This is a genomic window from Streptomyces sp. NPDC007088 (assembly GCF_042869355.1).
Taxonomy (GTDB): domain Bacteria; phylum Actinomycetota; class Actinomycetes; order Streptomycetales; family Streptomycetaceae; genus Streptomyces.
Window position 1 is genome coordinate 27,823 of record NZ_JBIAFO010000014.1, and the last position, 21,217, is coordinate 49,039.

Here is a 21,217-nt window from a genome sequence, read left to right on the forward strand (position 1 = left end):
TGTGTCACGCTCCGCGGAGTCTTCGCGACCGCCGACGATGGCGGACGTGGCCCGGGTGGCCGGGGTGTCCCACCAGACCGTCTCGCGGGTCCTGAGCGGCCATCCCCATGTGCGCGAGGCGACCCGGGAGCAGGTGCACGCGGCCGTCGCGCGGCTCGGCTACCGCCGCAACCCGGCGGCCCGCGCGCTGGTGACCCGGCGCACCAGGACCATCGGGGTGATCGCCGTCAACACCACCCTGCACGGACCCGCCTCGACGCTCGCCGGGGTGCAGGAGGCGGCCCGCGACCAGGGCTATCTCGTGGCGGTGGTGACCCTGCGCACCACCGACGGCGCCGCACTCGCCGAGGCCGTCGAGCACCTCGCCGCCTGGGGGGTGGACGGGGCCGTGGCCATCACCCCGCAGCGCGAGACCGTACGGGCGCTGGCCGGTCTGCGCACCCCCTTCCCCGTGGTGACCGTGGAGGGCGGGCACCGGCTGCCGCTACCGGGCGTGTCCGTGGACCAGGCGGGCGGGGCCCGGCTGGTGACCGCTCACCTGCTGGGCTGCGGCCATCCCACGGTCTGGCACGTCGCGGGCCCGCGGGACTGGCTGGAGAGCGAGGCGAGGACCGCGGGCTGGCGCGCGGCCCTCCAGGAGGCGGGCGCCCCGGTGATGGACCCCTTGTACGGCGACTGGAGTCCGCAGTCCGGCTACCGCGCCGGCCAGGCACTCGCCCGGCTGGTGGAACGGCCCGGGGGGACACCTCGCGGCGGTGGCCCCGCGCCCCGGGGCGGGCCCGCCGCCGTGCCCGTGCGGGCGGTGTTCGTCGCGAACGACCAGATGGCGCTCGGGGTGTTGCGGGCCTTCCGCGAGGCGGGGGTGCGCACCCCGGAGGACGTCGCGGTCGCCGGTTTCGACGACATCCCGGAGGCCGGGTTCTTCCCGCCGCCGCTCACCACGGTGCGCCAGGACTTCACCGCGATCGGGCGCAGGAGCATCGCCCTGCTCGTCGAGCACATCGAGGGGCGGGCGAAGGAGGTGGCACATCTGACGGTCGCCCCACGACTGATCGTCAGGGCCAGCACCCGCCCGGCCGGGGGCTGATCCCGGCGGCTGCGCGGCTGCCGCCGGTCCGCACCTGCCGCGGGCGTCCCGCGCTGCCGGCCCCGGACCCGACGTGCCCGACGGTGGCCGCGCTGACCAGCGTAATCTCCTGCCATGCCGACCAAGCCCCACACAGAGGCCGTCCTCGCCGACGGCATCCGGATACGTCCGCTCGCCCCCGGTGACACGAGCGCCCTTCTGGACGCGTACGTACGCAACCGCGCCTATCTGCGCCCCTTCGAGCCCCACCGGGACGAGGAGTTCTACACCCTCGACGGCCAGGCCCGGCGGCTGAGCGACCAGCTCTCCGCGCAGCGGGCGGGCGCGCTGTTCGGCTGGGTGCTCGTGGACGGGGAACGGGTCGTCGGGACGGTGACGCTGTCGCACATCGTGCGCGGCCCGCTCTGTAGTGCGAACCTCGGCTACTGGATCGACCAGGGGTACGGGGGCCGGGGGCTGGCCTCGGCCGCGGCACGGTTCGCGTGCGCGTACGCGAAGGAGGGGCTCGGTCTGCACCGGGTGGAGGCCGGGACGCTGCTCGACAACCTCGGATCGCAGCGCGTCCTCGCCAAGTGCGGGTTCTCCGTCATCGGCGACGCCCCGCGGTTCCTGCACATCGACGGGGCCTGGCGCGACCACCGGCTCTTCCAGCGCGTCCTGCACGAGGGTCCGCCGCGCTGACCCGCCCGGGGGTGCGGGCGGGGCCCGGCAGCGCGGGGTCTGAAGGAAAGCTGCGCGGGCGGTTAAGAAAACCTCGATGGACCCGGCGCCCGTGGGTGGGCAGGATGCCCGCAGAGGCGGTGCGTGCCCGGCCGGGCGCGGGGTCCCGCCGCACCCCCACCCCTGCCGGGGTACGACGGCCCCGTCGCACCCGGCGCACAGAACAGGAGCCGCCCCGTGAAGGCGCTGGTCAAGGAGAAGGCGGAGCCGGGTCTCTCGCTCGTGGAGGTGCCCCGGCCGCAGGCCGGCCCCGACGACGTGCTGATCAAGGTGTCCAGGACCGGGATCTGCGGCACCGACCTGCACATCCGCAACTGGGACGGCTGGGCCCAGCAGGCCGTCCGCGCCCCGCTCGTGGTGGGCCACGAGTTCGCCGGGGAGGTGGTCTCGACGGGCCGGAACGTCTCCGGGGTCTCCGTCGGCGATCTGGTGAGCGGCGAGGGGCACCTCGTGTGCGGCACCTGCCGCAACTGTCTGGCCGGCCGCCGCCACCTGTGCCGGGCGACCGTGGGCCTGGGCGTCGGCCGGGACGGCTGCTTCGCCGAGTACGTCGTGCTGCCCGCCTCGAACGTGTGGGTGCACCGCTCCCCCGTCGACCTGGACGTGGCCGCGATCTTCGACCCCTTCGGCAACGCCGTGCACACCGCGCTGTCCTTCCCGCTGGTCGGCGAGGACGTCCTGATCACGGGCGCGGGACCGATCGGCCTCATGGCGGCGGCCGTCGCCAAGCACGCCGGGGCCCGCAACGTCGTGGTCACCGACGTGAGCGAGGAGCGGCTCGCGCTGGCCCGCAAGGTCGGCGTGGACCTCGCGCTCGATGTGTCGCGGTCCTCGATCGCCGAGGGCCAGCGCGAGCTGGGCCTGCGCGAGGGCTTCGACGTGGGCCTGGAGATGTCCGGGAACCCGGCCGCCACCCGCGACATGATCGCCAACATGACGCACGGCGGGAAGATCGCCATGCTCGGTCTGCCGTCCGGGGATTTCGCCGTCGACTGGGCGCGGATCGTCACCTCGATGATCACGATCAAGGGCATCTACGGCCGCGAGATGTTCGAGACTTGGTACGCGATGTCGGTGCTGCTGGAGGGTGGGCTCGACCTGTCCCCCGTGATCACCGGCCGCTACCCGGCCGCCGACTTCGAGGCCGCCTTCGCGGACGCGGCGAGCGGCCGGGGCGGCAAGGTCATCCTCGACTGGACCGTCTGAGCCGTCCCGCTTCCCGCCCCCTCCTTCCACCTCTTCACCCCGGGAGACACCTCCATGTTCGACTCCGTGCGCGACAGCCTGCGGGCCACGCTCGACGAGATCACCGCGGCCGGTCTGCACAAGCCCGAGCGGGTCATCGGCACCCCGCAGTCGGCGACCGTCGACGTCACCGGCGGCGGCCGCCCCGGTGAGGTGCTCAACTTCTGCGCCAACAACTACCTGGGCCTCGCCGACCACCCCGAGGTGATCGCCGCCGGGCACGAGGCCCTGGACCGCTGGGGTTACGGCATGGCCTCGGTGCGGTTCATCTGCGGGACCCAGGAGGTGCACAAGGAACTGGAGGCGCGGCTGTCGGCCTTCCTCGGGCAGGAGGACACGATCCTCTACTCCTCGTGCTTCGACGCGAACGGCGGGGTCTTCGAGACGCTGCTGGGCGCCGAGGACGCGGTCATCTCCGACGCGCTCAACCACGCCTCGATCATCGACGGCATCCGCCTGTCGAAGGCCCGGCGCCTGCGGTACGCCAACCGCGACATGGCCGACCTGGAGAAGCAGCTCCAGGACGCCTCCGGCGCGCGCCGGAAGCTGATCGTGACCGACGGCGTGTTCTCGATGGACGGCTACCTCGCCCCGCTGCCGGAGATCTGCGACCTCGCCGAGCGCTACGACGCGATGGTCATGGTCGACGACTCGCACGCGGTCGGCTTCGTCGGCGCCGGCGGGCGCGGCACCCCGGAACTGCACGGCGTGACGGACCGCGTCGACATCCTCACCGGGACCCTCGGCAAGGCGCTCGGCGGGGCCTCGGGCGGCTACGTCGCGGCCCGCGCGGAGATCGTCGCGCTGCTGCGTCAGCGCTCGCGCCCGTACCTGTTCTCCAACAGCCTCGCGCCGGTCATCGCGGGCGCCTCCCTGAAGGTGCTCGACCTCCTGGAGTCGGCCTCCGGCCAGCGCGAGGCGCTCATCGCGAACACGGAGCGCTTCCGTTCGCGGATGACCGCGGCGGGCTTCGACCTGCTGCCCGGGGAGCACGCGATCGTGCCCGTCATGTTCGGTGACGCGAGCGTCGCGGGGCGGGTGGCGGAGCTGCTGCTGGAGCGCGGCGTCTACGTCACGGCGTTCTCGTACCCGGTGGTTCCGCAGGGCCAGGCCCGCATCCGGGTCCAGCTGTCCGCCGCGCACACGACGAAGGACGTGGACCGGGCCGTGGACGCCTTCGTCTCGGCCCGCGAGGCGCTGGGCGCCGAGGGCTGAGCCCGAGGCACCCGCACGGACCGGCCGGGGCCGCCCCGCAGCTGTCACGGCTCCCGCGGGCGGCCTCCGGCCGGGACCACCGACCGGTTTGGGACAATCGGTCCATGATTGAAGCGCGTCGGCTGCACATCCTGCGTGCGGTCGCGGACCACGGCACGGTGACGTCGGCCGCCGCCGCCCTCTACCTGACCCCCTCGGCCGTCTCCCAGCAGCTCAGCGCCCTGGAGCAGGAGACCGGCCACCGGCTCGTGGAACGCTCGGCGCGCGGGGTGCGGCTCACCCCCGCCGGGGAGATCCTGCTCTCCCACACGCACGTGGTGCTGGCCCAGCTGGAGCGGGCGGAGGCGGAGCTGGCGGCGTACAGCTCGGGGGCCTCGGGCACGGTGACCGTCACCTCGTTCGCGACCGGTATCGGCCTCGTCGTCGCCCCCGCCCTCGCCGTCCTCGCCGACACCGCCGCGGGCATACGGGTACGGGTGCGGGACGCGGAGGGGGACGCGAGCCTGCCGATGGTCCTGGACCGGCAGACGGACATCGCGGTGGCCGTGGAGTACCGGGGCGCGCCCGGAGCGGACGATCCCCGGCTGACCCGGGTCCCGCTGTACGCCGAGCCCTTCGACGCGGTGCTGCCGCTCGCCCATCCGCTGGCCGCCGCGCCCCGCGTCCCGCTGTCCGACCTCTCGGGGGACACCTGGATCGGGCCCTTCCCGGGCAACCCCTGCCACGACGTGGTGGTGCTGGCCTGCGAGCACGCCGGCTTCCAGCCGACGCTGGAGCACCTGTCGGACGACTTCCGGGCCGTGGTCGCGCTGGCCTCGGCGGGGGTGGGCGTGGCGCTCGTACCGCGTTCCGCGCTGCGCGGCATGGACCTCACGGACGTCGTGGTCCGCCCGGTGGACGGCATCGCCCCGACCCGCCGCGTGTTCGCCGCCGTACGGTGCGGGGCGGAGGAACACCCGTTGATCCGCCCGGTGCTGGACGCGCTGGGGAAGGTGGCGGGGTAGGCGGGCGCGCCCGGGAGCGGCACTTCCTCAACGGCCGCTCCCCTCAGCGGGCCTCGGAAGCGCGCAGGGCCTTCCACACCGCGCGTGCCGCGTTGTGGCCCGACATGCCGTGCACCCCGGGGCCCGGCGGGGTCGCCGAGGAGCACAGGAACACGGCCGGGTGGGCGGTCGCGTACGGGCGGGCGGAGACGCGGGGCCGCAGCAGGAGCTGGAGCCCGCTCGCCGCTCCGCACGCGATGTCGCCGCCGACGTAGTTCGCGTTGCGCTGGGCCAGCAGGGCCGGGCCCGCCGTGGCGCGCGCCAGCACACGGTCCCTGAACCCGGGTGCGAACCGCTCCAGTTGGCGTTCGATCGCGTCCGTGAGATCCCCGTCCCAGCCGTTCGGGACGTGGCCGTACGCCCAGAACACGTGCTTGCCCTCGGGCGCCCGCGAGGGGTCGGCGAGGCTGGGCTGGACGGTGATGAGGAAGGGCGGCGAGGGGGCGCGGCGCTCGCGGGACACCGCCTTCAGGGCCCGGGAGATCTCCGCGCTGTCCGCGCCGATCTGCACGGTGCCCGCGCGGCGGGCCTCCTCCGCCGTCCACGGCACCGGCCCGTCGAGCGCGTAGTCGACCTTGAAGACGCCCGCCCCGTACCGGTACCCGTCGAAGGCCCGGCCGAGACCGGCGATGCGGGCGGCGGCGTGCGGGGAGGTGTCGAAGAGGTAGGCGCGGGCCGGCGGCAGGTCGTCGAGGCGCTTGACCTCGTAGTCGGTGTGCACCGAGCCGCCGAGGTCCTCAAGGTACGCGGTGAGGGCGTCGGGCACGGCCTGGGAACCGCCCTGGGCGACCGGCCAGCCGTAGGTGTGCGCGGCGAGCGCGAAGACGAGCCCGACCGCGCCGGTGGCGATCCCGCCGAGCGGGGCGATGACATGGGCGACGAGTCCGGCGAACAGGGCGCGGGCCCGCTCGTCCCGGAAGCGGCGCAGCAGCACGGTGGAGGGCGGCAGCCCGGCGAGACCGAAGCGCGCGAGCGTCAGCGGGTCCCGGGGCAGCGCGGTGCCGGGCAGCGCCGTGAAGTCGCGCAGGAGGCTGTCCCAGCGACCGAGGAACGGGGCCACCAGACGTCGGTAGGCGCCGGCGTCGCGCGCGCCGAAGGAGGCGGCCGTCTCCCCCACCGAGCGGGCCAGCACGGCCGCGCTGCCGTCCAGGAAGGGGTGGGCCATGGGCAGTTCGTGGTGCAGCCAGCGCAGGCCGTAGCGCTCCAGGGGCAGGGCCCGGAAGGCCGGGGAGCTGATGCCGAGCGGGTGGGCGGCGGAACACGGGTCGTGGCGGAAGCCGGGGAGGGTCAGTTCCTCGGTGCGGGCGCCGCCGCCGACCGTACTTTTGGCCTCGAAGACAGCCACCGACCGTCCGCGCCGGGCCAGTTCGACCGCGGCGGTCAGCCCGTTGGGTCCGGCTCCGACGACGACCACGTCCAGCAACGACGGCACCTCGGGTCTCCTTCGTCAGCCGACGGCTCCGACCGCCAGGATATGCCCGGCCGCGGGCCGCCCTGCCGGGGGACGCGGCAGGGCGGGGGGCACCCCCGGGTGGCTCAGAGCGTGTCCAGCCGCAGGCACCAGTCCTCGGCATCCTCCCAGTGGCCCTTGGGGTACTCCGTGGACACGGTGCCCAGGAGGGTGAACCCGGCTTTGCGGCACACCGCGTTGGAGGCGGGGTGATCGCTGCGGGGGTAGGCGTGCAGTTCGCTGTGGCGGCCGTCCTCGGCGGCGTGGCGGGCCACCGCACGGGCGGCCTCGGAAGCGAGGCCCCTGCCCTGGTGGCCGGGCAGGATCGCCCAGCCGGTCTCCCACACGACGTGCCCCGCCGCCCCGTCGGCGGCGGGCCCGGGGAGGGGGTCCACGGAGTCGGTGCCCCCGGGCCCGGTGGTGTGCTCCCAGAAGGCGATGGAGCCCGCGGTCTCCCCTGTGTCGGCGCGGACCACGCGGAAGACCCCGCCGGGCTGTGAGCGGTCGAGGTAGCGCGCGTGCCGGCTGAGGAGCTTCTCCTCGCTCTCGGGCCCGCCCAGGTGCGCGGTCATGGCAGGGGTGTTGGCCGCTCGCAGCAGCCAGAAGTCGTCCTCCGTCCAGGGTTCGAGACGGACCCGGGACGCGTCTGCTTCAGTCATGGGCGGCACTCTAGGTGTTCGAGGCCGGGACGGAGCGCGCGGCGTCCGGATTTCCCTTCCCCACGGCGTCCGCGCTCGCCGTGGCCGGCCGGCGGAACGGCGTCGGCGGCCGGTCGGGGAAAGGGGAACTCTCCGCGCCGGCACGGTGGTTGCCGCCCTTCGAGGCGCCCGCGCGAGACCCGCCCGTCTCCGCGACGACCGGCGCGTGCGGCCGGACGCGGCAGCGCTCGGCCAGGCGTCGGCCCCCTCGACGGACAGGGGCGCGTCGCGCGCCGCGTCTTCCGCGTCAGCGCCCACCCGGACGCGTCGCGGCAGCGGCGTCCGCGGCGACGGTGAGCGGATCGGTGAGCGGCCGGCCGAGCAGCCGCGCGAGGTCGGGGCCGGTGTCGCCGAGGAGCCCGTGGCGCACGCTCGTGGCGATCGAGGCGAGCATCGGCGGCTGGAACGGCAGCAGGGTGTCGTCGGCGAGCAGCCGGGCGCGGTACGCCCCGAGCCCGATCGTCCGGTGCGTGACGGTGAGACGCTCGGCGATGTCCGAGGCGGTGACCGGTTCGCCGACCAGCTCGTAGGTCCGGCCGGCGTGCGAAGCCGGGTCGCCGGCGACGACGGCCGCGGCAGCGGCCAGGTCCGCCCGCGCCACCGCCGAGAGGGCGCCCTGGCCGAACGCCGACTCCAGGCCGTCCGGCGTCCAGGCCAGCAGGGCGCCGAACAGCTCGGCGTACAGCCCGTTACGCAGAATCGTCCACCCGAGACCGCTCGCCCGGATCATCCGCTCGGTACCCCTGTGCGCGAGCGCGAACCCGAGGTGGTCCCCGGAGGCGGTCAGGCTGGTGTACACCACGTGAGCGACACCGTCGCGGAGCGCGGCGTCGACAACCGCCCGGTGACGAGCGAGCACCCGATCGTCCTCGGCGTACCCCGCCGAGACGAGGACCAAGGTCGAGACGCCGGTGAGGTCCAGGCTCGCGGGGTGGTCGAAGTCGAGGGGGCGCTGCCCGTCGGCAGGCGTTCGGCTGCCACCGACGGCGGGTGTCTCGCGCTCGGCCAACGCCTGAAGCGTGAGGGAGGCCAGCTGTCCGTTGGCGCCGGTAACCATGATCATCGCGGTTCTGTCTCCTGTCGTGGTTCTCTTCCGTAACTACGGTGAGATCCTGAACCGGCCACGACCGGGCCACAAGGAGGCAGTTTCGTGTCAGTGACGCACACCGAGGTAACCGCCGGGACCGCCGAGCTGGAGCCGTGCGGGCAGCCGGAGCACCCGGACTGCGGTATCCGTGATGTTCTCGACCGGGTGGGGGACAAATGGTCCGTCCTCGTCATCGTCGAGCTGGCCAACGGGCCGCGGCGCTTCCGGCAGCTCCAGCGCGCCATCGACGGGATCTCACAGCGGATGCTGACTCTCACGGTGCGCCGGCTGGAGCGGGACGGCCTGGTGCTGCGGACCGTCTATCCGACGGTGCCCGCTCAGGTCGACTACCGGCTCACCGATACGGGCGCGAGCCTCACCCATCTCGTCAGGGCGCTCGCCGACTGGTCACTGGAGCACCGGGACGCCATCGCTCACGCCCGCCGGAGCTACGACGTCGACCACCCCGACCACGAGATCCGGTGAGCCGGTGAGCCGGTAACGCCTACCGGACCGCCACATCCGCACAAGCGAGTTTGGAGTTCCGTGAGTTGTGTTCGTCCTGAGCGTATGGGGAGCGCCCCGCTCGCCGGGCTCCGCGCGAACTGAACGGCCCGGTCGAGGCCGCGCCTCACCCTTCCGGGTGCGCTCCTCGGGGCGTCGACGCCCGTCGCCGCCGGGACGCGGCCCATCTCCGCCCCTGGCGACGCGTCGCCGGACAGCGGCGGTCCCGAACTCCCCGCGCGACGCTCCGTGAGCCCGGCCCGCAGGCCGGTCATCCGGCGAGCAGGGTCCGTATCCGCTCGGCGGTCGCCGCGTCGCGGGCGGCGGTGAAGGGCAGCGCGTTGCCGCCGGTGACGCGGAAGGGCTCCCCGTCGCGGGTGCGGTGCTCGCCGCCGGTCTCGGTGACCAGGAGCAGGCCCGCCGCGTGGTCCCAGGCCAGCTCCCAGCTGAAGGCGACGGCGGCGAGTTCCCCGCGCGCCACGGCCAGGTACTCCAGTCCGGCCGCACCGCAGGGGCGGGGCCTGACGCCTTCGGTGCGCAGCCCGGCCAGGGCGTGCTTCTGGTCGTCGGTCGTGTAGTCCGGGTGGGAGGTGGCCACGTCGAGTGGGGCGAGCGGGTCCGGGGCGGGCGCGGTCAGCGGCTGCCCGTTGAGCGTCGCTCCGCCGCCCCGCACGGCGATCGCCATCTCCTCGCGGACCGGGGCGTACGTCCAGGAGGCCAGGACCTCCCCGTGCACCGCGAGCGCGACCAGGGTGCAGAAGCCGGTGTCGCCCCGCACGAACTGCCGGGTGCCGTCGACCGGGTCCACGATCCACACCGGGTCGGGGCCGCGCAGCGCCTCGTAGCGCGCGGGGTCCGCGGCCACGGCCTCCTCGCCGACGACGCGCGAGCCGGGCAGCAGGGCGGGCAGGGCCTCGGTGAGCAGTTGTTCGGCCTCGCGGTCGGCGACGGTCACGAGGTCGTGCGGCGCGGACTTCTCGCTGATCTCCTCGGCCGCGAGCCGCCGGAACCGCGGCAGGACGGCCGAGGCCACCGCCTCCCGGACGGCCGCCTCCACCGCCGCCACGCCGCCGTCCTTGAGGAACGCCGCCACGCGGTCCGCGGCGCTCCGCGCGCTCGCTCCGTTCGCGGCGCTCGCGGGGTTCCCAGCGGTCACGGCGCTCTCGTTCATGTCGTCGATCATGCCCTCCATGAGAGCACGCGCCACTGACAGCCCCCCGCTCCCCGGTGAAGGGCGGGTGGCGGGTGGCCGAACTCCTGGTTCCGTCTCCCGCGCGCTCGCCCCTCTCAAAGCAGAGGCGGATCAGCGCAGCGCAGAGGCGGATCAGCCCGTGACGGCCGGCTTGAGCACCGTCTCGCACCACTCGCGAAAGCCCGTGGGCGCGGGGGTGTACGGGGCGTTCAGCTCGGCGTCGTAGGCCCCGTCGTTCTGCGCCTCGCCCATGGCGACCATGCCCTGCGCCCAGGCGGGCGTGCCGAACCGCTCCATCGCGGACCGGTACGTCCCGGCATCGGCCTGCCGGTAGCGCACCGGGCGCTCCAGGACCTCCGACATGACCTCGGCCAGGTCGTCGGGGGTGAGTTCGTCGGCGCTGGAGACGACGACGCTCTCCTGGCCGCCCCAGGAGTCGTCACGCAGCAGGCCCGCGGCGCGGTCGGCGATGTCGCGAGTGGCGACGACCGGCAGGACGCGGTCGGCCCGGCTCGGCAGGGAGAAGACGCCCTGCTCGCGGATCGCCCCGGCCATACCGAGCAGGTTCTCCATGTAGAAGGGCATCGCGAGGCTCCGGTAGGCCACCTCGGTGCTCTCGATCAGCTCGTCCATCCGGAAGGCCGGGGTGAGCTGCCCGGCGTCCTTGCCGTAGCCCCGGCCGAGGCTGGAGACGGCCACGACGCGGCGCACGCCCTGCCCGGTGATCGCCGCGCAGGCCGGACGGGTGAAGGACAGGTAGTGCTCCAGGATGTCGTCCGCGCGCGGGTTCGGCGGCACGAGCCAGAACAGGCTCTCAGCCCCCGCGAGGGCGCGCTTCAGGACGTCCGGGTCGTCGTGCGAGCCCTCGACGACGTCGGCGTGTGCGCGCAGGGCGGGATCGAGGCGGGCGGGGTCGCGGACGACGACCCGGACGTCCTCCCCGGCACCGACGAGCGAGGCGAGCACCTGATGGCCGACCTGGCCGGTGGGGGTGGTGACGACGATCATGAGGGCCTCCCGGCCTTGGTCCGGCTGATTCCGCGGCGCCGCTTTCGCACGCCGTTTCCATCGCTAACACTTCCACGTTAACGGACGATCCGGAGAATCGGTAACAGTATCTTGTTACCATCGGAACCATGGAGTCTCGTGCCACGACCGTCGCGGACGGCAACCGCGCCCGTATCGTCGAAGCCGCGGTCCGGCTGCTGAGCGAGGGAGGCCGGGAGGCCGTGTCGACCCGCGCGGTGAGCAGCGCCGCGGGCGTGCAGGCCCCCACCCTCTACCGGCTGTTCGGGGACAAGCGGGGACTGCTCGACGCGGTCGTCGCGCACGGTTTCCAGGCCCATCTCGACAGCAAGGCGGACATCGCGCCGAGCGGCGACCCGGTCGAGGACCTGCGCGACGGCTGGGACCTGAACGTCGCCTTCGGGCTCGCCAACCCGACGCTGTACTCACTCATGTACGGCGAGCCGCACCCCGGGGAGCGGCCGGCCGCGGCGGTCGCCGCCGCCGCACACCTCGCGGGGCACATCCGTCGCGTGGCCGAGGCGGGCCGGCTGCGGGTCCCCGAGGAGCGGGCGGCGCGACTCGTCCACGCGGCGGGCTGCGGTACGACGCTCTCGCTCATCTCGATGCCGCAGGACCAGCGGGACACGGAGCTGTCCGTCATGGCGCGCGAGGCGGTCATCGCGGCGATCACGACCGACGCCCCGGCCGCTGCCGCCCCCGGCCCCGCGGGCGCGGCGATCGCCCTGCGCGCCGCCCTGCCGGAGGTCTCCTCGCTCAGCGCTCCGGAACGCGGACTGCTGGCGGAGTGGCTCGACCGTGTCGCCCGGGAACGGGAGCGGGGCGCGAGCCCGGTCCTGCCGTAGCCCGCGCCCCGCCGTTCCGCGGGTCCTTTGCCGGGTCAGCGCCCCACGGCGTACCCCTGCATGCCGCGCGGGTTGGCGGCGGCCGAGAGCACTCCGGTGCGCGGATCGCGGGCCACCGCGCACAGCCGGCCCTCCGACCACGGTTCGCCGACGGTCACCTCGTGGCCCAGGCGGCGCAGTTCGGCGACGGTCTCCTCGTCCATGCGCTCCTCGACGGTGAGGCTGCCGGGCGTCATGGCGCGCGGGTAGAAGGAGCCGGGGAAGGCGTCGGTGTGCCAGTTGGGCGCGTCGATCGCGCCCTGGAGGTCGAGCCCGCCGCGCACCTGTTCGCGCAGGGCGACGGCGAGGAAGAAGTGGAGCTGCCACTGGTCCTGCTGGTCGCCGCCCGGGGTGCCGAAGGCGAGTACCGGCACGCCCTCGCGCAGCGCGAGCGAGGGGCTGAGGGTGGTGCGCGGGCGGCGGCCGGGCGTGAGGGTGTTGGGCAGCCCCTCTTCGAGCCAGGCCATCTGGAGCCGGGTGCCGAGCGGGAAGCCGAGCTCGGGCACGACCGGGTTGGACTGGAGCCAGCCGCCGCTCGGAGTGGCGGCGATCATGTTGCCCCAGCGGTCGACGATGTCGAGGTGGCAGGTGTCGCCGCGCGTCGTGCCGTCCTTCGCGACGGTCGGCTCACCGGCCCCGGCGACCGGCCCGTCCTGGCCGGGGAGCCCCCGCTCCCCCGCCGCGACGGCGCGGGCGTGCGCGGACAGCTTCGGCTCACGCCCCCCGGGACGGCCCGGCCTCAGTTCACGCGAGGCGCTCTCCCCGATGAGGGACCGCCGCTCGCTGTTGTACTCCTCGGACAGCAGCGCGTCCAGCGGCACCTCCCGCGCGTCCCCGTACCACGCCTCGCGGTCGGCCATGGCGAGTTTGCAGCCCTCGACGAGCCGGTGGACGTAGCGGGCCGAGCCGTACGCGGGGAGCTGGGGCGGCAGCAGGGCGAGTTGCTGGAGGAAGGCGGGGCCCTGGCTCCAGCCACCCGCCTTGCACACCGTCCACCCGTTCCACTCGTGGCGCGCGGGTTCCTCGTACGAGGCGCGGTGGGCGGCGAGGTCGTCGGCGGTGAGGGTCCCCGTGTGGTGCTCTCCGCTCGTGTCGAGGGTGGGCCGGGCGGACTGGCGGACCAGCGCCTCGGCTATGAAGCCCTCGCGCCAGACGGTGCGGGCCGCCTCGATCTGCGCGATGCGGTCGGTGCCGCCGGCCTGCTCGGCCTCGGCGATCAGGCGGCGCCAGGTCGCGGCGAGCGCGGGGTTGCGGAAGAGTTCGCCGGGCCGCGGGGAGCGCCCGTCCTTGAGGTAGACCTCGGCGGAGGAGGTCCACTCCTTTTCGAAGAGGGCACGCACCGTCTCGACGGTCTTTCCTACGCGTTCGACGGGGGCGTGGCCGTCCTCGGCGTACCCGACGGCGTATCTCAGCACCTCGGCGAGGGTCTTGGTGCCGTGGTCGCGCAGCAGGGTCATCCAGGCGTCGAAGGCACCGGGTACGGCGGCGGCCAGCGGGCCGGTGCCGGGCACGAGCGTGAGGCCGAGGGAGCGGTAGTGGGCGACGCTCGCCCCGGCGGGCGCCGGCCCCTGGCCGCTGAGGACACGCACCTCGCCGCCGGCCGGGGCGAGGATGATCGGCACCTCCCCGCCGGGCCCGTTGAGGTGCGGCTCCACGACGTGCAGCACAAAGCCGGCGGCGACGGCGGCGTCGAAGGCGTTCCCGCCGTCCTCCAGCACCGCCATGGCCGACTGGGAGGCGAGCCAGTGGGTCGAGGAGACCATCCCGAAGGTGCCCTGAAGGGTGGGGCGGGTGGTGAACATACCTGCTGAGCCTATCTGTTGACGGTTGGGAAAGGTGCGAAGGGGCCGGGCCGCGCGGCCGGCGGGGTTCTGGTTCTCCCCGCCGGCCTGCCGGTCACCCTGGAGGCTGTCAACCGTGTCCTGGACGAGAGGTCGGTTCCGGAGGTGGCGCGGGGCCCGCCCGCGCTCACCGGGCGGCTCCCGCCACCACCACGGGGGCCGTGCCCTCCTCGGACACGAGGTGGCAGGAGACGCGGCGTATGCCGTCCGGCAGCGTGCGCGCCTCCGGGATCTCCGTACGGCAGCGGTCCACGGCCACGGGGCAGCGGGTGTGGAAGCGGCAGCCGGGCGGGGGCGCGAGCGGGCTGGGCAGGTCGCCGCTGAGCACGATGCGCTCGCGGCTGCGCTGGTCGACCGGGTCGGGGACCGGGGCGGCGGACAACAGGGCCTGCGTGTAGGGGTGTTTGGGATCGGCGAAGAGTTCCGCGGTGGGCGCCTCCTCCACGATCTGTCCCAGGTACATGACGGCGACGCGGTCCGCGAGGAACTCGACGGCGGCCAGGTCGTGGGTGATGAACAGGCAGCCGAAGCCGCGTTCGCGCTGGAGGTCGGCGAGCAGGTTCAGCACGGAGGCCTGCACGGACACGTCGAGCGCCGAGGTCGGTTCGTCCGCCACGAGCAGTTCGGGGTCGACGGACAGCGCGCGGGCGATGGAGACGCGCTGGCGCTGCCCGCCGGAGAGTTCGTGCGGGTGGCGGTCGGCGTGTTCGGGGCGCAGTCCGACCTGGGCGAGGAGCGCGGCGACCCGTTCGCGGGCCGCGTCTTTCCTGGCGATCCCGTGCAGCCGCAGGGGTTCGGCGATGATCTGCCCGACGGTCATCCGGGGGTCGAGCGAGGAGGAGGGGTCCTGGAAGACGAGGTGGAACTTCTCGCGCAGGGGCCGCAGCGCCCGCCGCGACATGCGGGTGACGTCCGTCCCGCCGATGCGCACGGTGCCCTCGGTGGGCTCGTCGAGACGGACGACGCAGCGGCCCACGGTGGACTTTCCGCTGCCCGACTCACCGACCAGGCCGAGGACCTCGCCGCGGCCGATGGCCAGGCTCACCCCGTCGACGGCGCGTACGACCCCCTTGTCGGCGGCGAAGTGCCGCTTGAGTCCGTCCACTTCGAGTACGGCTCCGGTGGCGGCCGGGGCCGGCCCCTTGGCTGCGGTGCTGGACGAGGTGGTGCTCACGGCCGGGCCTCCTGGGTCGGGACGGTGGGGCGGGTGCGGTCGCTCGTCATGCGTCCGCCCCCGCGTGCGGGTGCCAGCAGGCGGCGAGGTGTCCGGCGCCCGCGGTACGCAGCTGCTCGAAGCGGGGGCGGCCGGAGGCGCAGGTGTCGGTGGCGCGGGCGCAGCGCGGAGCGAAGGTGCAGGCGTCGGGCTGGCTCTCCAGGCTCGGCACGAGGCCGGGGATCTCGGGGAGGCGGCGTTTGCCCTCGCCGCCGGGGCGCAGGACGGCACCGAGCAGGCCGTGGGTGTAGGGGTGGCCCGGCCGCTCGTACAGCTCGTGGACGGGTGCTTCCTCGACACCCCGGCCCGCGTACATCACGAGGACGCGGTCGGCGGCGTCGGCGACGACACCGAGGTCGTGGGTGATCAGCACGACGGCGGTGCCCAGGCGTTCGCGCAGGGAGCGCAGGACCTCGAGGATGCCGGCCTGCACGGTGACGTCGAGGGCGGTGGTGGGTTCGTCGGCGATCAGGACGGCCGGGTCGCAGGCGACGGCGATGGCGATCATGACGCGCTGGCGCATACCGCCCGACAGCTGGTGCGGGTACTCGTCGACGCGGCGGCGCGGCGCGGGGATGCCGACGAGGTCGAGGAGTTCGACGGTCCGCTCGCGGGCCTCCTTCTTCGACAGGCCCTGGTGGCGGCGGAGCACCTCGCCGATCTGCCGGCCGACGGTGAGGACCGGATTGAGGGAGGTCATGGGCTCCTGGAAGATCATCGCCATGTCCTTGCCGCGCAGCCGGGTCAGCTCCTTCTCCGGGGCGCCGACGAGTTCCCGCCCGGCCAGCCGGATGGACCCGGTGACGGTCGCGGTGGGCGGCAGCAGCCCCATCACGGCCATGGAGGTGACGGACTTCCCGCAGCCCGACTCCCCGACGATCGCGAGGACTTCGCCGGGTGCGACTTCGTAGGAGACCTGATCGACGGCGTGCACGGTGCGGGTGTCGGAGCGAAAGGACACGGACAGGTCGCGCACGCTGAGGGCGGGGGCCGGGGCCCCCGCGCGGTCCGGGCCGCTCGTCGGGGCGCCGGGGGCGCTGTGCTCGCTCATCGGGTCGCTCCACGGGGGTCGAGGATGTCGCGCAGCCCGTCGCCGAGCAGGTTGAACGCGAGGGTGGCGGCCACGATGGCGAGGCCGGGGAAGACCGCCATCCAGGGCGCGGGCGCGAGGAAGGACTGGGCGCCGGAGAGCATCACGCCGAGCGAGGGGTCGGGCGGCTGGACACCGAGGCCGAGGAAGCTGAGCAGCGCCTCGCCGATGATGGCGGTCGGGATGCCCACGGTGGCCTGGACGATGAGCGCCGAGGTCGCGTTGGGCAGGACGTGCCGGCCCAGGACGGTGGCGTCGCCGCCGCCGTTGGCGATCGCGGCGTGCACGTAGTCGGCGCTCTTGAGGCGCAGCGTCTCGGCGCGGGTGATGCGGATGACCGCGGGGATCTGCGAAATGCCCACGGCGATGGTCGCGTTGGTCAGCGAGGGGCCGAGCACGGCGGCCAGGCCCACGGCCAGCACGAGGAAGGGGAAGGCCAGCAGGGTGTCGGTGACGCGGGACACCACGCTGTCGGTGAGCTTCCCGTAGTAGCCGGAGAGCAGTCCGAGCGGGACCCCGACGACGAAGGCGAGGACGACGGCGAGGACCCCGACCTGCATCGAGGCGCGGGCCCCGTAGAAGACCCGGGAGAGCTGGTCGCGCCCGAGGTCGTCGGTGCCCAGCCAGTGCGCCCAGGAGGGCGCGGACAGCGCGTTGCCGAAGTCGGGCCGCGCCGGGTCGTAGGGTGCCAGGAGCGGGGCGAACAGGGCGACGAGGACGAAGACGAGCGCGATGACGCCGCCGGTCAGGGCGAGCCGGTTGCGGCGCAGGGCGCGCAGCCGTCCGGAGCCGGTGCGCGGGCGCCTGGCGGGGGCCGCCGCGCTCGCGGTGGGCACTGCTGCGGTCACCGGGCACCTCCGAGCCGGATACGCGGGTCGATGACCGAGTACACGAGGTCGACCAGCAGGTTGATGAGGATGTAGGCGGCGGAGGTGCACAGCACCACGCCTTGCAGGACCGCGTAGTCCCGCGTGAAGACGGAGTCGATGGTGAGTTTCCCGAAGCCGGGCAGGACGAAGATCTGCTCGGTGACGACGGCGCCCGAGATGAGGTGGCCGAGCTGGAGACCGAGCACGGTGACGACGGTGACCAGGGAGTTGCGCAGCGCGTGGCCGCCGATGATCTGGCGCCTGGCCAGTCCCTTGGCACGGGCGGTGCGGACGTAGTCGGCGGACAGCGAGTCGAGCATCGCCGCCCGGGTCTGCCGCATGACGACGGCGGCCAGTCCCGAGCCGAGCACGATCGCGGGCAGCACCATGCGGCGCAGGTTGTCGAGCGGATCGCTGGCGAAGGGCACGAACCCGGAGGCGGCGAAGACGGGCAGGGCGATCGCGAAGGCCAGGACGAGGACGATGCCGAGCCAGAAGGTGGGGATCGACAGGCCGAGCAGCGCGATGCCGTTGGCGAGCCACTCCTCGACGCGGCCGCGCCGTACGGCGGCCACGACCCCGGCGCCGATGCCGACGACGACCGCGAACAGCAGGGACAGCGCGGCGAGTTCGAGGGTCACCGGGAGGGCCTCGCCGATCGCGGAGGACACCGGGAGCCCGGTGCGCGCCGAGGTGCCGAGGTCTCCGGTGAGCGCGTGCCCGAGGAAACGCCCGTACTGGACCACGAGGTTGTCGTCGAGTCCGTAGGCCGCGCGGACGGCGGCCAGGGCCTTGGGGCTGCGTTCCTCGCCGGCCAGGGCGATGGCCGGGTCGCCGGGCAGGGCGCGGATTCCGGCGAAGACGACGACGCTGACGAGGAAGAGCGTGATCAGCGACTGGCCCAGGCGCTGGAGCAGGTACTTGGTCATCGGGTGTACCCCGCGTCCTTGACCCGTACGAGCCCGTCGCCGTAGACGTGGACGCCGGAGACGTCCTTGCGGGCGGCCACGTAGTTCTCCTGCCGGTAGAGGTAGACGAGTCCGCGCTGGGCGGTGGCCTCACGCACGATGTCCCGGTAGATCGCGGCCCGCTTCCCCGGGTCGGGCTCGGTGCGCCCGCGGGCGATGAGGCGGTCCATGGACGGGGTGCCGATGCCGTACGCGTTCATGGCGCCGGCCGTCGTGAGGAAGCTGGCGATGTTGCCGTCGGGGTCGAGACGTCCGGACCAGCCGGTCAGGAACGCCTGGTAGTCGCCCTCGTCGCCCTGCTCGATGAGGGTCGCGTACTCGGTGGGGCGCAGGGTGACCCTGAACCCGGCCTCCTTGGCCATGGCCTGGACGACCTGGCCGACACGGCTGGACTCCGGGGTGGTGGAGACCTTGAGTTCGAGAGGGACGGGGGTCTTGACGCCGGCCTCCTTGAGCAGTCGTTTCGCCTTCGCGACGTCGCGCTTGGGGCACTGGCCGGGGTCGACGCCGGGGGCGGTCGCGGACTGCGGGGATATCGGTCCGCACGCGGGCTGGTACATGCCCTGGAAGACGACCTTGTTGAGGAGGTCCCGGTCCAGGGAGAGGTCGAGCGCCTCGCGGACCCTCGGGTCGCTGCCCAGCGGGGTGTGCACGCGTCCCGGCTTCTCGCCGACGCCCTGGGTGTTGCCGATGTTGACCGCCATCGCCTGGTAGCCGAGGGAGGGCGAGTTGAAGAGCTGGAGTTCGGGTTCGGTGAGCACGCTCTGCACGTCGACGGGGGTCATCTGGTCGCCGACCTGGATGTCCCCGGAGCGCAGGTTGGCCAGCCGGACGCTGCCGTCGGGTATGGGCTTGTAGATCACCTTGCCGAGGTGCACGCGGTCGGCGTCGTAGTACCGGGGGTCCTTGGCGAGGACGATGCGGTCGCCGCCGACGCGTTCGACGTAGCGGAAGGGGCCCACGCAGGAGGGGTGGTTGGTGAAGTTCTTCCCGTACTTCTTGATCGCGGCGGGCGACAGGACCATCCCGGCGCGGTCGGCGAGCACGGAGGCGAGCGGGGTGTACGCCTGGCGCAGGCGCAGCCGTACGGTCCAGCGTCCGGTCGCGGTGACCTCGCGCACGGGGCCGAGTTCGGTGGCGCGCGCGGAGCCCGCCAGGTCGCGGTGGCGCAGCAGGGAGGTGACGACGGCGCGCGCGTCGAGCCGGGTGCCGTCGCTGAAGCGGGCGTCCTTGCGTACGGGGACGGTCACGACCTTGCCGTCCGCCGAGATCCTCGGCGGCGCGGACGCGAGCTGCGGGACGATCCTGCCCTTCGCGTCGGTGTCGTAGAGCTTCTCGCACATGCCGGCGAAGACGGTGCGGCCCACGAGGGTCTGGGACAGGGTGGGGTCGAGCTTGTCCGGGTCGGAGGCGAGCGCCACGGTGAGCGTGCCGCCGTCCCGTACCGGCCGGTCGTCCGTCATCCGGACGCCCCCGACCTCGGTGGCCGAGGACCGGAGCGAGCCGCAGCCGGCCAATGTGGAGCACACCAGGGCAACTGCCGTGCAGGCAACCGCTGTTCGGCGCACGAGGAAGTACCTCCCGCCAGGGGGTTGATCAGGGATACCGCAGAACGTATTTCGCATACAGTCCGCACCGCAAGGGGGTTGTCCGTATACCGGACGAGCCGTTCGGTGAACTGCGCGTAACCGGCTCGGGCATTGAGGTGTATACGGCACATAAAATTCGCGCATAACGCCCTTACACCCCGGCCGGCCCGCCGGAAACGGCACCTCGGCCCGGATAACGGCTCGGCCACGGTCCGGGCACGAGGAATCACGGCGCGAGCGATAGCGTTGACCTTGTCCGGAATGACCGAAGCGCCCGTCCCCGGGCGCGCAGCGATGGAGGCGACGGCCGTGCACGGTGAGTACAAGGTCCCCGGCGGCAAACTCGTGGTGGTGGACCTCGGCACGGAGGCCGGGCGGCTGCGCGACGTCCGGGTGGCGGGCGACTTCTTCCTCGAACCCGACGACGCCATCGAGGTGATCAACGCCGCCCTGGAGGGGGCGCCCGCCTCGACCGACGGGGCCGGTCTCGCGGCGCTGGTCGACGCGGCGCTGCCCGAGGACACCGTGATGTACGGGCTCACCTCGGAGGGCATCGGGATCGCCGTGCGCCGCGCCCTCGCGCGAGCGACCGACTGGACCGACTACGACTGGCAGCTCATCCACGAAGGTCCGCAGCCGGTCGGCCTGCACCTGGCGCTGGACGAGGTCATCACGCAGGAGGTGGCCGCCGGGCACCGGCCGCCCACGCTGCGCGTGTGGGAGTGGTCCGACCCGGCCGTCGTCATCGGCAGCTTCCAGTCCCTGCGCAACGAGGTGGACCCCGAGGGGGCCGCGAAGCACGGAGTGACCGTGGTGCGCCGGGTGACCGGGGGCGGCGCGATGTTCATGGAGGCGGGCAACAGCATCACGTACTCGCTGGCGGTGCCCAGCGCCCTCGTCGAGGGCCTGTCCTTCGCCGACAGCTACGCCTATCTCGACGACTGGGTGCTCTCCGCGCTCGGCGACATGGGCATCAGGGCGTGGTACCAGCCGCTCAACGACATCGCGACCGAGGCCGGGAAGATCGCCGGCGCCGCCCAGCGCCGGGTCGCCGCGCCCCAGGGCGGCAGCCCTGCCGTACTGCACCACGTGACGATGGCGTACGACATGGACGCCGACAAGATGACCGAGGTGCTGCGCATCGGCAGGGAGAAACTGTCCGACAAGGGCACCACGAGCGCCAAGAAGCGCGTCGACCCGCTGCGCCGGCAGACGGGGCTGCCGCGCGCGCAGGTCATCGAGAACATGATCGCCTCCTTCAGCAGCCGCTACGGGCTGACGAAGGGCGAGGTCACCGAGGAGGAGATGGCCAGGGCCCGGGAACTCGCCCGCACCAAGTTCGACTCGCAGGAGTGGACGGCCCGGGTGCCGTAACCGGCGTCGGGCCCCCGGGGGCCCCGGGGCCCCCCCCCCCCCCAACCCCCCCCCGGGGCCCCCCGGCCCCCCCGGGCCGGGGGGGGCCGCGGCCCCCCGCCCGGCGGGGAGGTGGGGAGGAA

Annotated in this window: 19 protein-coding genes; 8 read left to right on the forward strand and 11 right to left on the reverse strand. The window is 73.7% G+C overall.

Going from position 1 to position 21,217, the window contains the following annotated elements:
* The first annotated feature begins 1 nt into the window (after nt 1).
* The 5 genes from ACFYMP_RS22085 (at nt 2) to ACFYMP_RS22105 (ending at nt 5,271) form a co-directional block, all read left to right on the forward strand.
* Nucleotides 2–1,087: a LacI family DNA-binding transcriptional regulator gene (locus tag ACFYMP_RS22085; protein ID WP_388860233.1), complete on the forward strand. Its 1,086-nt coding sequence runs from the start codon at nt 2–4 to the stop codon at nt 1,085–1,087.
* Nucleotides 1,088–1,201: 114 nt separating this feature from the next.
* The gene (locus ACFYMP_RS22090; protein WP_388860236.1) at nt 1,202–1,768 is read left to right on the forward strand and encodes a GNAT family N-acetyltransferase; all 567 of its coding nucleotides are present in this window, start codon (nt 1,202–1,204) and stop codon (nt 1,766–1,768) included.
* A 216-nt stretch (nt 1,769–1,984) separates the two neighbouring features.
* A complete protein-coding gene (tdh, locus tag ACFYMP_RS22095) occupies nt 1,985–3,013 on the forward strand; it encodes an L-threonine 3-dehydrogenase (RefSeq protein WP_388860239.1) in 1,029 nt (342 codons plus the stop codon).
* 54 nt (nt 3,014–3,067) lie between these two features.
* A complete protein-coding gene (locus ACFYMP_RS22100) occupies nt 3,068–4,267 on the forward strand; it encodes a glycine C-acetyltransferase (protein WP_388860242.1) in 1,200 nt (399 codons plus the stop codon).
* Between the two features lie 104 nt (nt 4,268–4,371).
* A complete protein-coding gene (locus ACFYMP_RS22105; RefSeq protein ID WP_388860245.1) occupies nt 4,372–5,271 on the forward strand; it encodes a LysR family transcriptional regulator in 900 nt (299 codons plus the stop codon).
* A gap of 43 nt (nt 5,272–5,314) precedes the next feature.
* Here ACFYMP_RS22105 and ACFYMP_RS22110 read toward each other — a convergent pair whose 3' ends face one another.
* The 3 genes from ACFYMP_RS22110 to ACFYMP_RS22120 all read right to left on the reverse strand — a co-directional run bounded on the left by ACFYMP_RS22110 (nt 5,315) and on the right by ACFYMP_RS22120 (nt 8,521).
* Nucleotides 5,315–6,742, reverse strand: coding sequence for a phytoene desaturase family protein (locus tag ACFYMP_RS22110; protein ID WP_388860248.1), 1,428 nt, complete (start codon nt 6,740–6,742; stop codon nt 5,315–5,317).
* Between the two features lie 104 nt (nt 6,743–6,846).
* A complete protein-coding gene (locus ACFYMP_RS22115) occupies nt 6,847–7,419 on the reverse strand; it encodes a GNAT family N-acetyltransferase (protein ID WP_388860251.1) in 573 nt (190 codons plus the stop codon).
* Nucleotides 7,420–7,705: 286 nt separating this feature from the next.
* Nucleotides 7,706–8,521 carry an NAD(P)H-binding protein gene (locus ACFYMP_RS22120; protein ID WP_388860254.1) on the reverse strand — a complete coding sequence of 272 codons (816 nt, stop codon included), beginning with the start codon at nt 8,519–8,521 and terminating at the stop codon, nt 7,706–7,708.
* An 87-nt stretch (nt 8,522–8,608) separates the two neighbouring features.
* On the opposite strand from ACFYMP_RS22120, the gene ACFYMP_RS22125 reads away from it, so the two are divergent.
* Complete coding sequence (locus ACFYMP_RS22125) at nt 8,609–9,031, forward strand: winged helix-turn-helix transcriptional regulator (protein ID WP_388860257.1); 423 nt, start codon at nt 8,609–8,611, stop codon at nt 9,029–9,031.
* Between the two features lie 289 nt (nt 9,032–9,320).
* Here ACFYMP_RS22125 and ACFYMP_RS22130 read toward each other — a convergent pair whose 3' ends face one another.
* Nucleotides 9,321–10,232, reverse strand: a complete 912-nt coding sequence (locus ACFYMP_RS22130; RefSeq protein WP_388860260.1) for an inositol monophosphatase family protein — start codon at nt 10,230–10,232, stop codon at nt 9,321–9,323.
* A 141-nt stretch (nt 10,233–10,373) separates the two neighbouring features.
* A complete protein-coding gene (locus ACFYMP_RS22135) occupies nt 10,374–11,249 on the reverse strand; it encodes an NmrA family NAD(P)-binding protein (protein ID WP_388860263.1) in 876 nt (291 codons plus the stop codon).
* 128 nt (nt 11,250–11,377) lie between these two features.
* On the opposite strand from ACFYMP_RS22135, the gene ACFYMP_RS22140 reads away from it, so the two are divergent.
* Nucleotides 11,378–12,112, forward strand: coding sequence for a TetR/AcrR family transcriptional regulator (locus tag ACFYMP_RS22140; RefSeq protein ID WP_388860266.1), 735 nt, complete (start codon nt 11,378–11,380; stop codon nt 12,110–12,112).
* A gap of 35 nt (nt 12,113–12,147) precedes the next feature.
* Here ACFYMP_RS22140 and ACFYMP_RS22145 read toward each other — a convergent pair whose 3' ends face one another.
* The 6 genes from ACFYMP_RS22145 to ACFYMP_RS22170 all read right to left on the reverse strand — a co-directional run bounded on the left by ACFYMP_RS22145 (nt 12,148) and on the right by ACFYMP_RS22170 (nt 19,595).
* Nucleotides 12,148–13,953 (reverse strand): gamma-glutamyltransferase family protein, encoded by a 1,806-nt coding sequence (locus tag ACFYMP_RS22145; protein WP_388860270.1) that lies wholly within the window; start codon nt 13,951–13,953, stop codon nt 12,148–12,150.
* Between the two features lie 166 nt (nt 13,954–14,119).
* Entirely contained in the window at nt 14,120–15,166 is a 1,047-nt protein-coding gene (locus tag ACFYMP_RS22150; protein ID WP_388860273.1) for an ABC transporter ATP-binding protein, read from the reverse strand.
* Nucleotides 15,167–15,212: 46 nt separating this feature from the next.
* Nucleotides 15,213–16,256, reverse strand: a complete 1,044-nt coding sequence (locus ACFYMP_RS22155; RefSeq protein ID WP_388860276.1) for an ABC transporter ATP-binding protein — start codon at nt 16,254–16,256, stop codon at nt 15,213–15,215.
* A complete protein-coding gene (locus ACFYMP_RS22160) occupies nt 16,253–17,143 on the reverse strand; it encodes an ABC transporter permease (protein ID WP_388860278.1) in 891 nt (296 codons plus the stop codon). Before ACFYMP_RS22160 ends, ACFYMP_RS22155 begins: the two co-directional genes overlap by 4 nt.
* Nucleotides 17,140–18,093, reverse strand: a complete 954-nt coding sequence (locus tag ACFYMP_RS22165) for an ABC transporter permease (protein WP_388860281.1) — start codon at nt 18,091–18,093, stop codon at nt 17,140–17,142. The genes ACFYMP_RS22160 and ACFYMP_RS22165 overlap by 4 nt, the downstream gene beginning before the upstream one ends.
* On the reverse strand, nt 18,090–19,595 hold the full coding sequence (locus ACFYMP_RS22170; RefSeq protein WP_388860284.1) for an ABC transporter substrate-binding protein: 1,506 nt from the start codon (nt 19,593–19,595) through the stop codon (nt 18,090–18,092). The genes ACFYMP_RS22165 and ACFYMP_RS22170 overlap by 4 nt, the downstream gene beginning before the upstream one ends.
* 435 nt (nt 19,596–20,030) lie before the next feature.
* On the opposite strand from ACFYMP_RS22170, the gene ACFYMP_RS22175 reads away from it, so the two are divergent.
* On the forward strand, nt 20,031–21,095 hold the full coding sequence (locus tag ACFYMP_RS22175; protein ID WP_388860540.1) for a biotin/lipoate A/B protein ligase family protein: 1,065 nt from the start codon (nt 20,031–20,033) through the stop codon (nt 21,093–21,095).
* Nucleotides 21,096–21,217 lie beyond the last annotated feature (122 nt).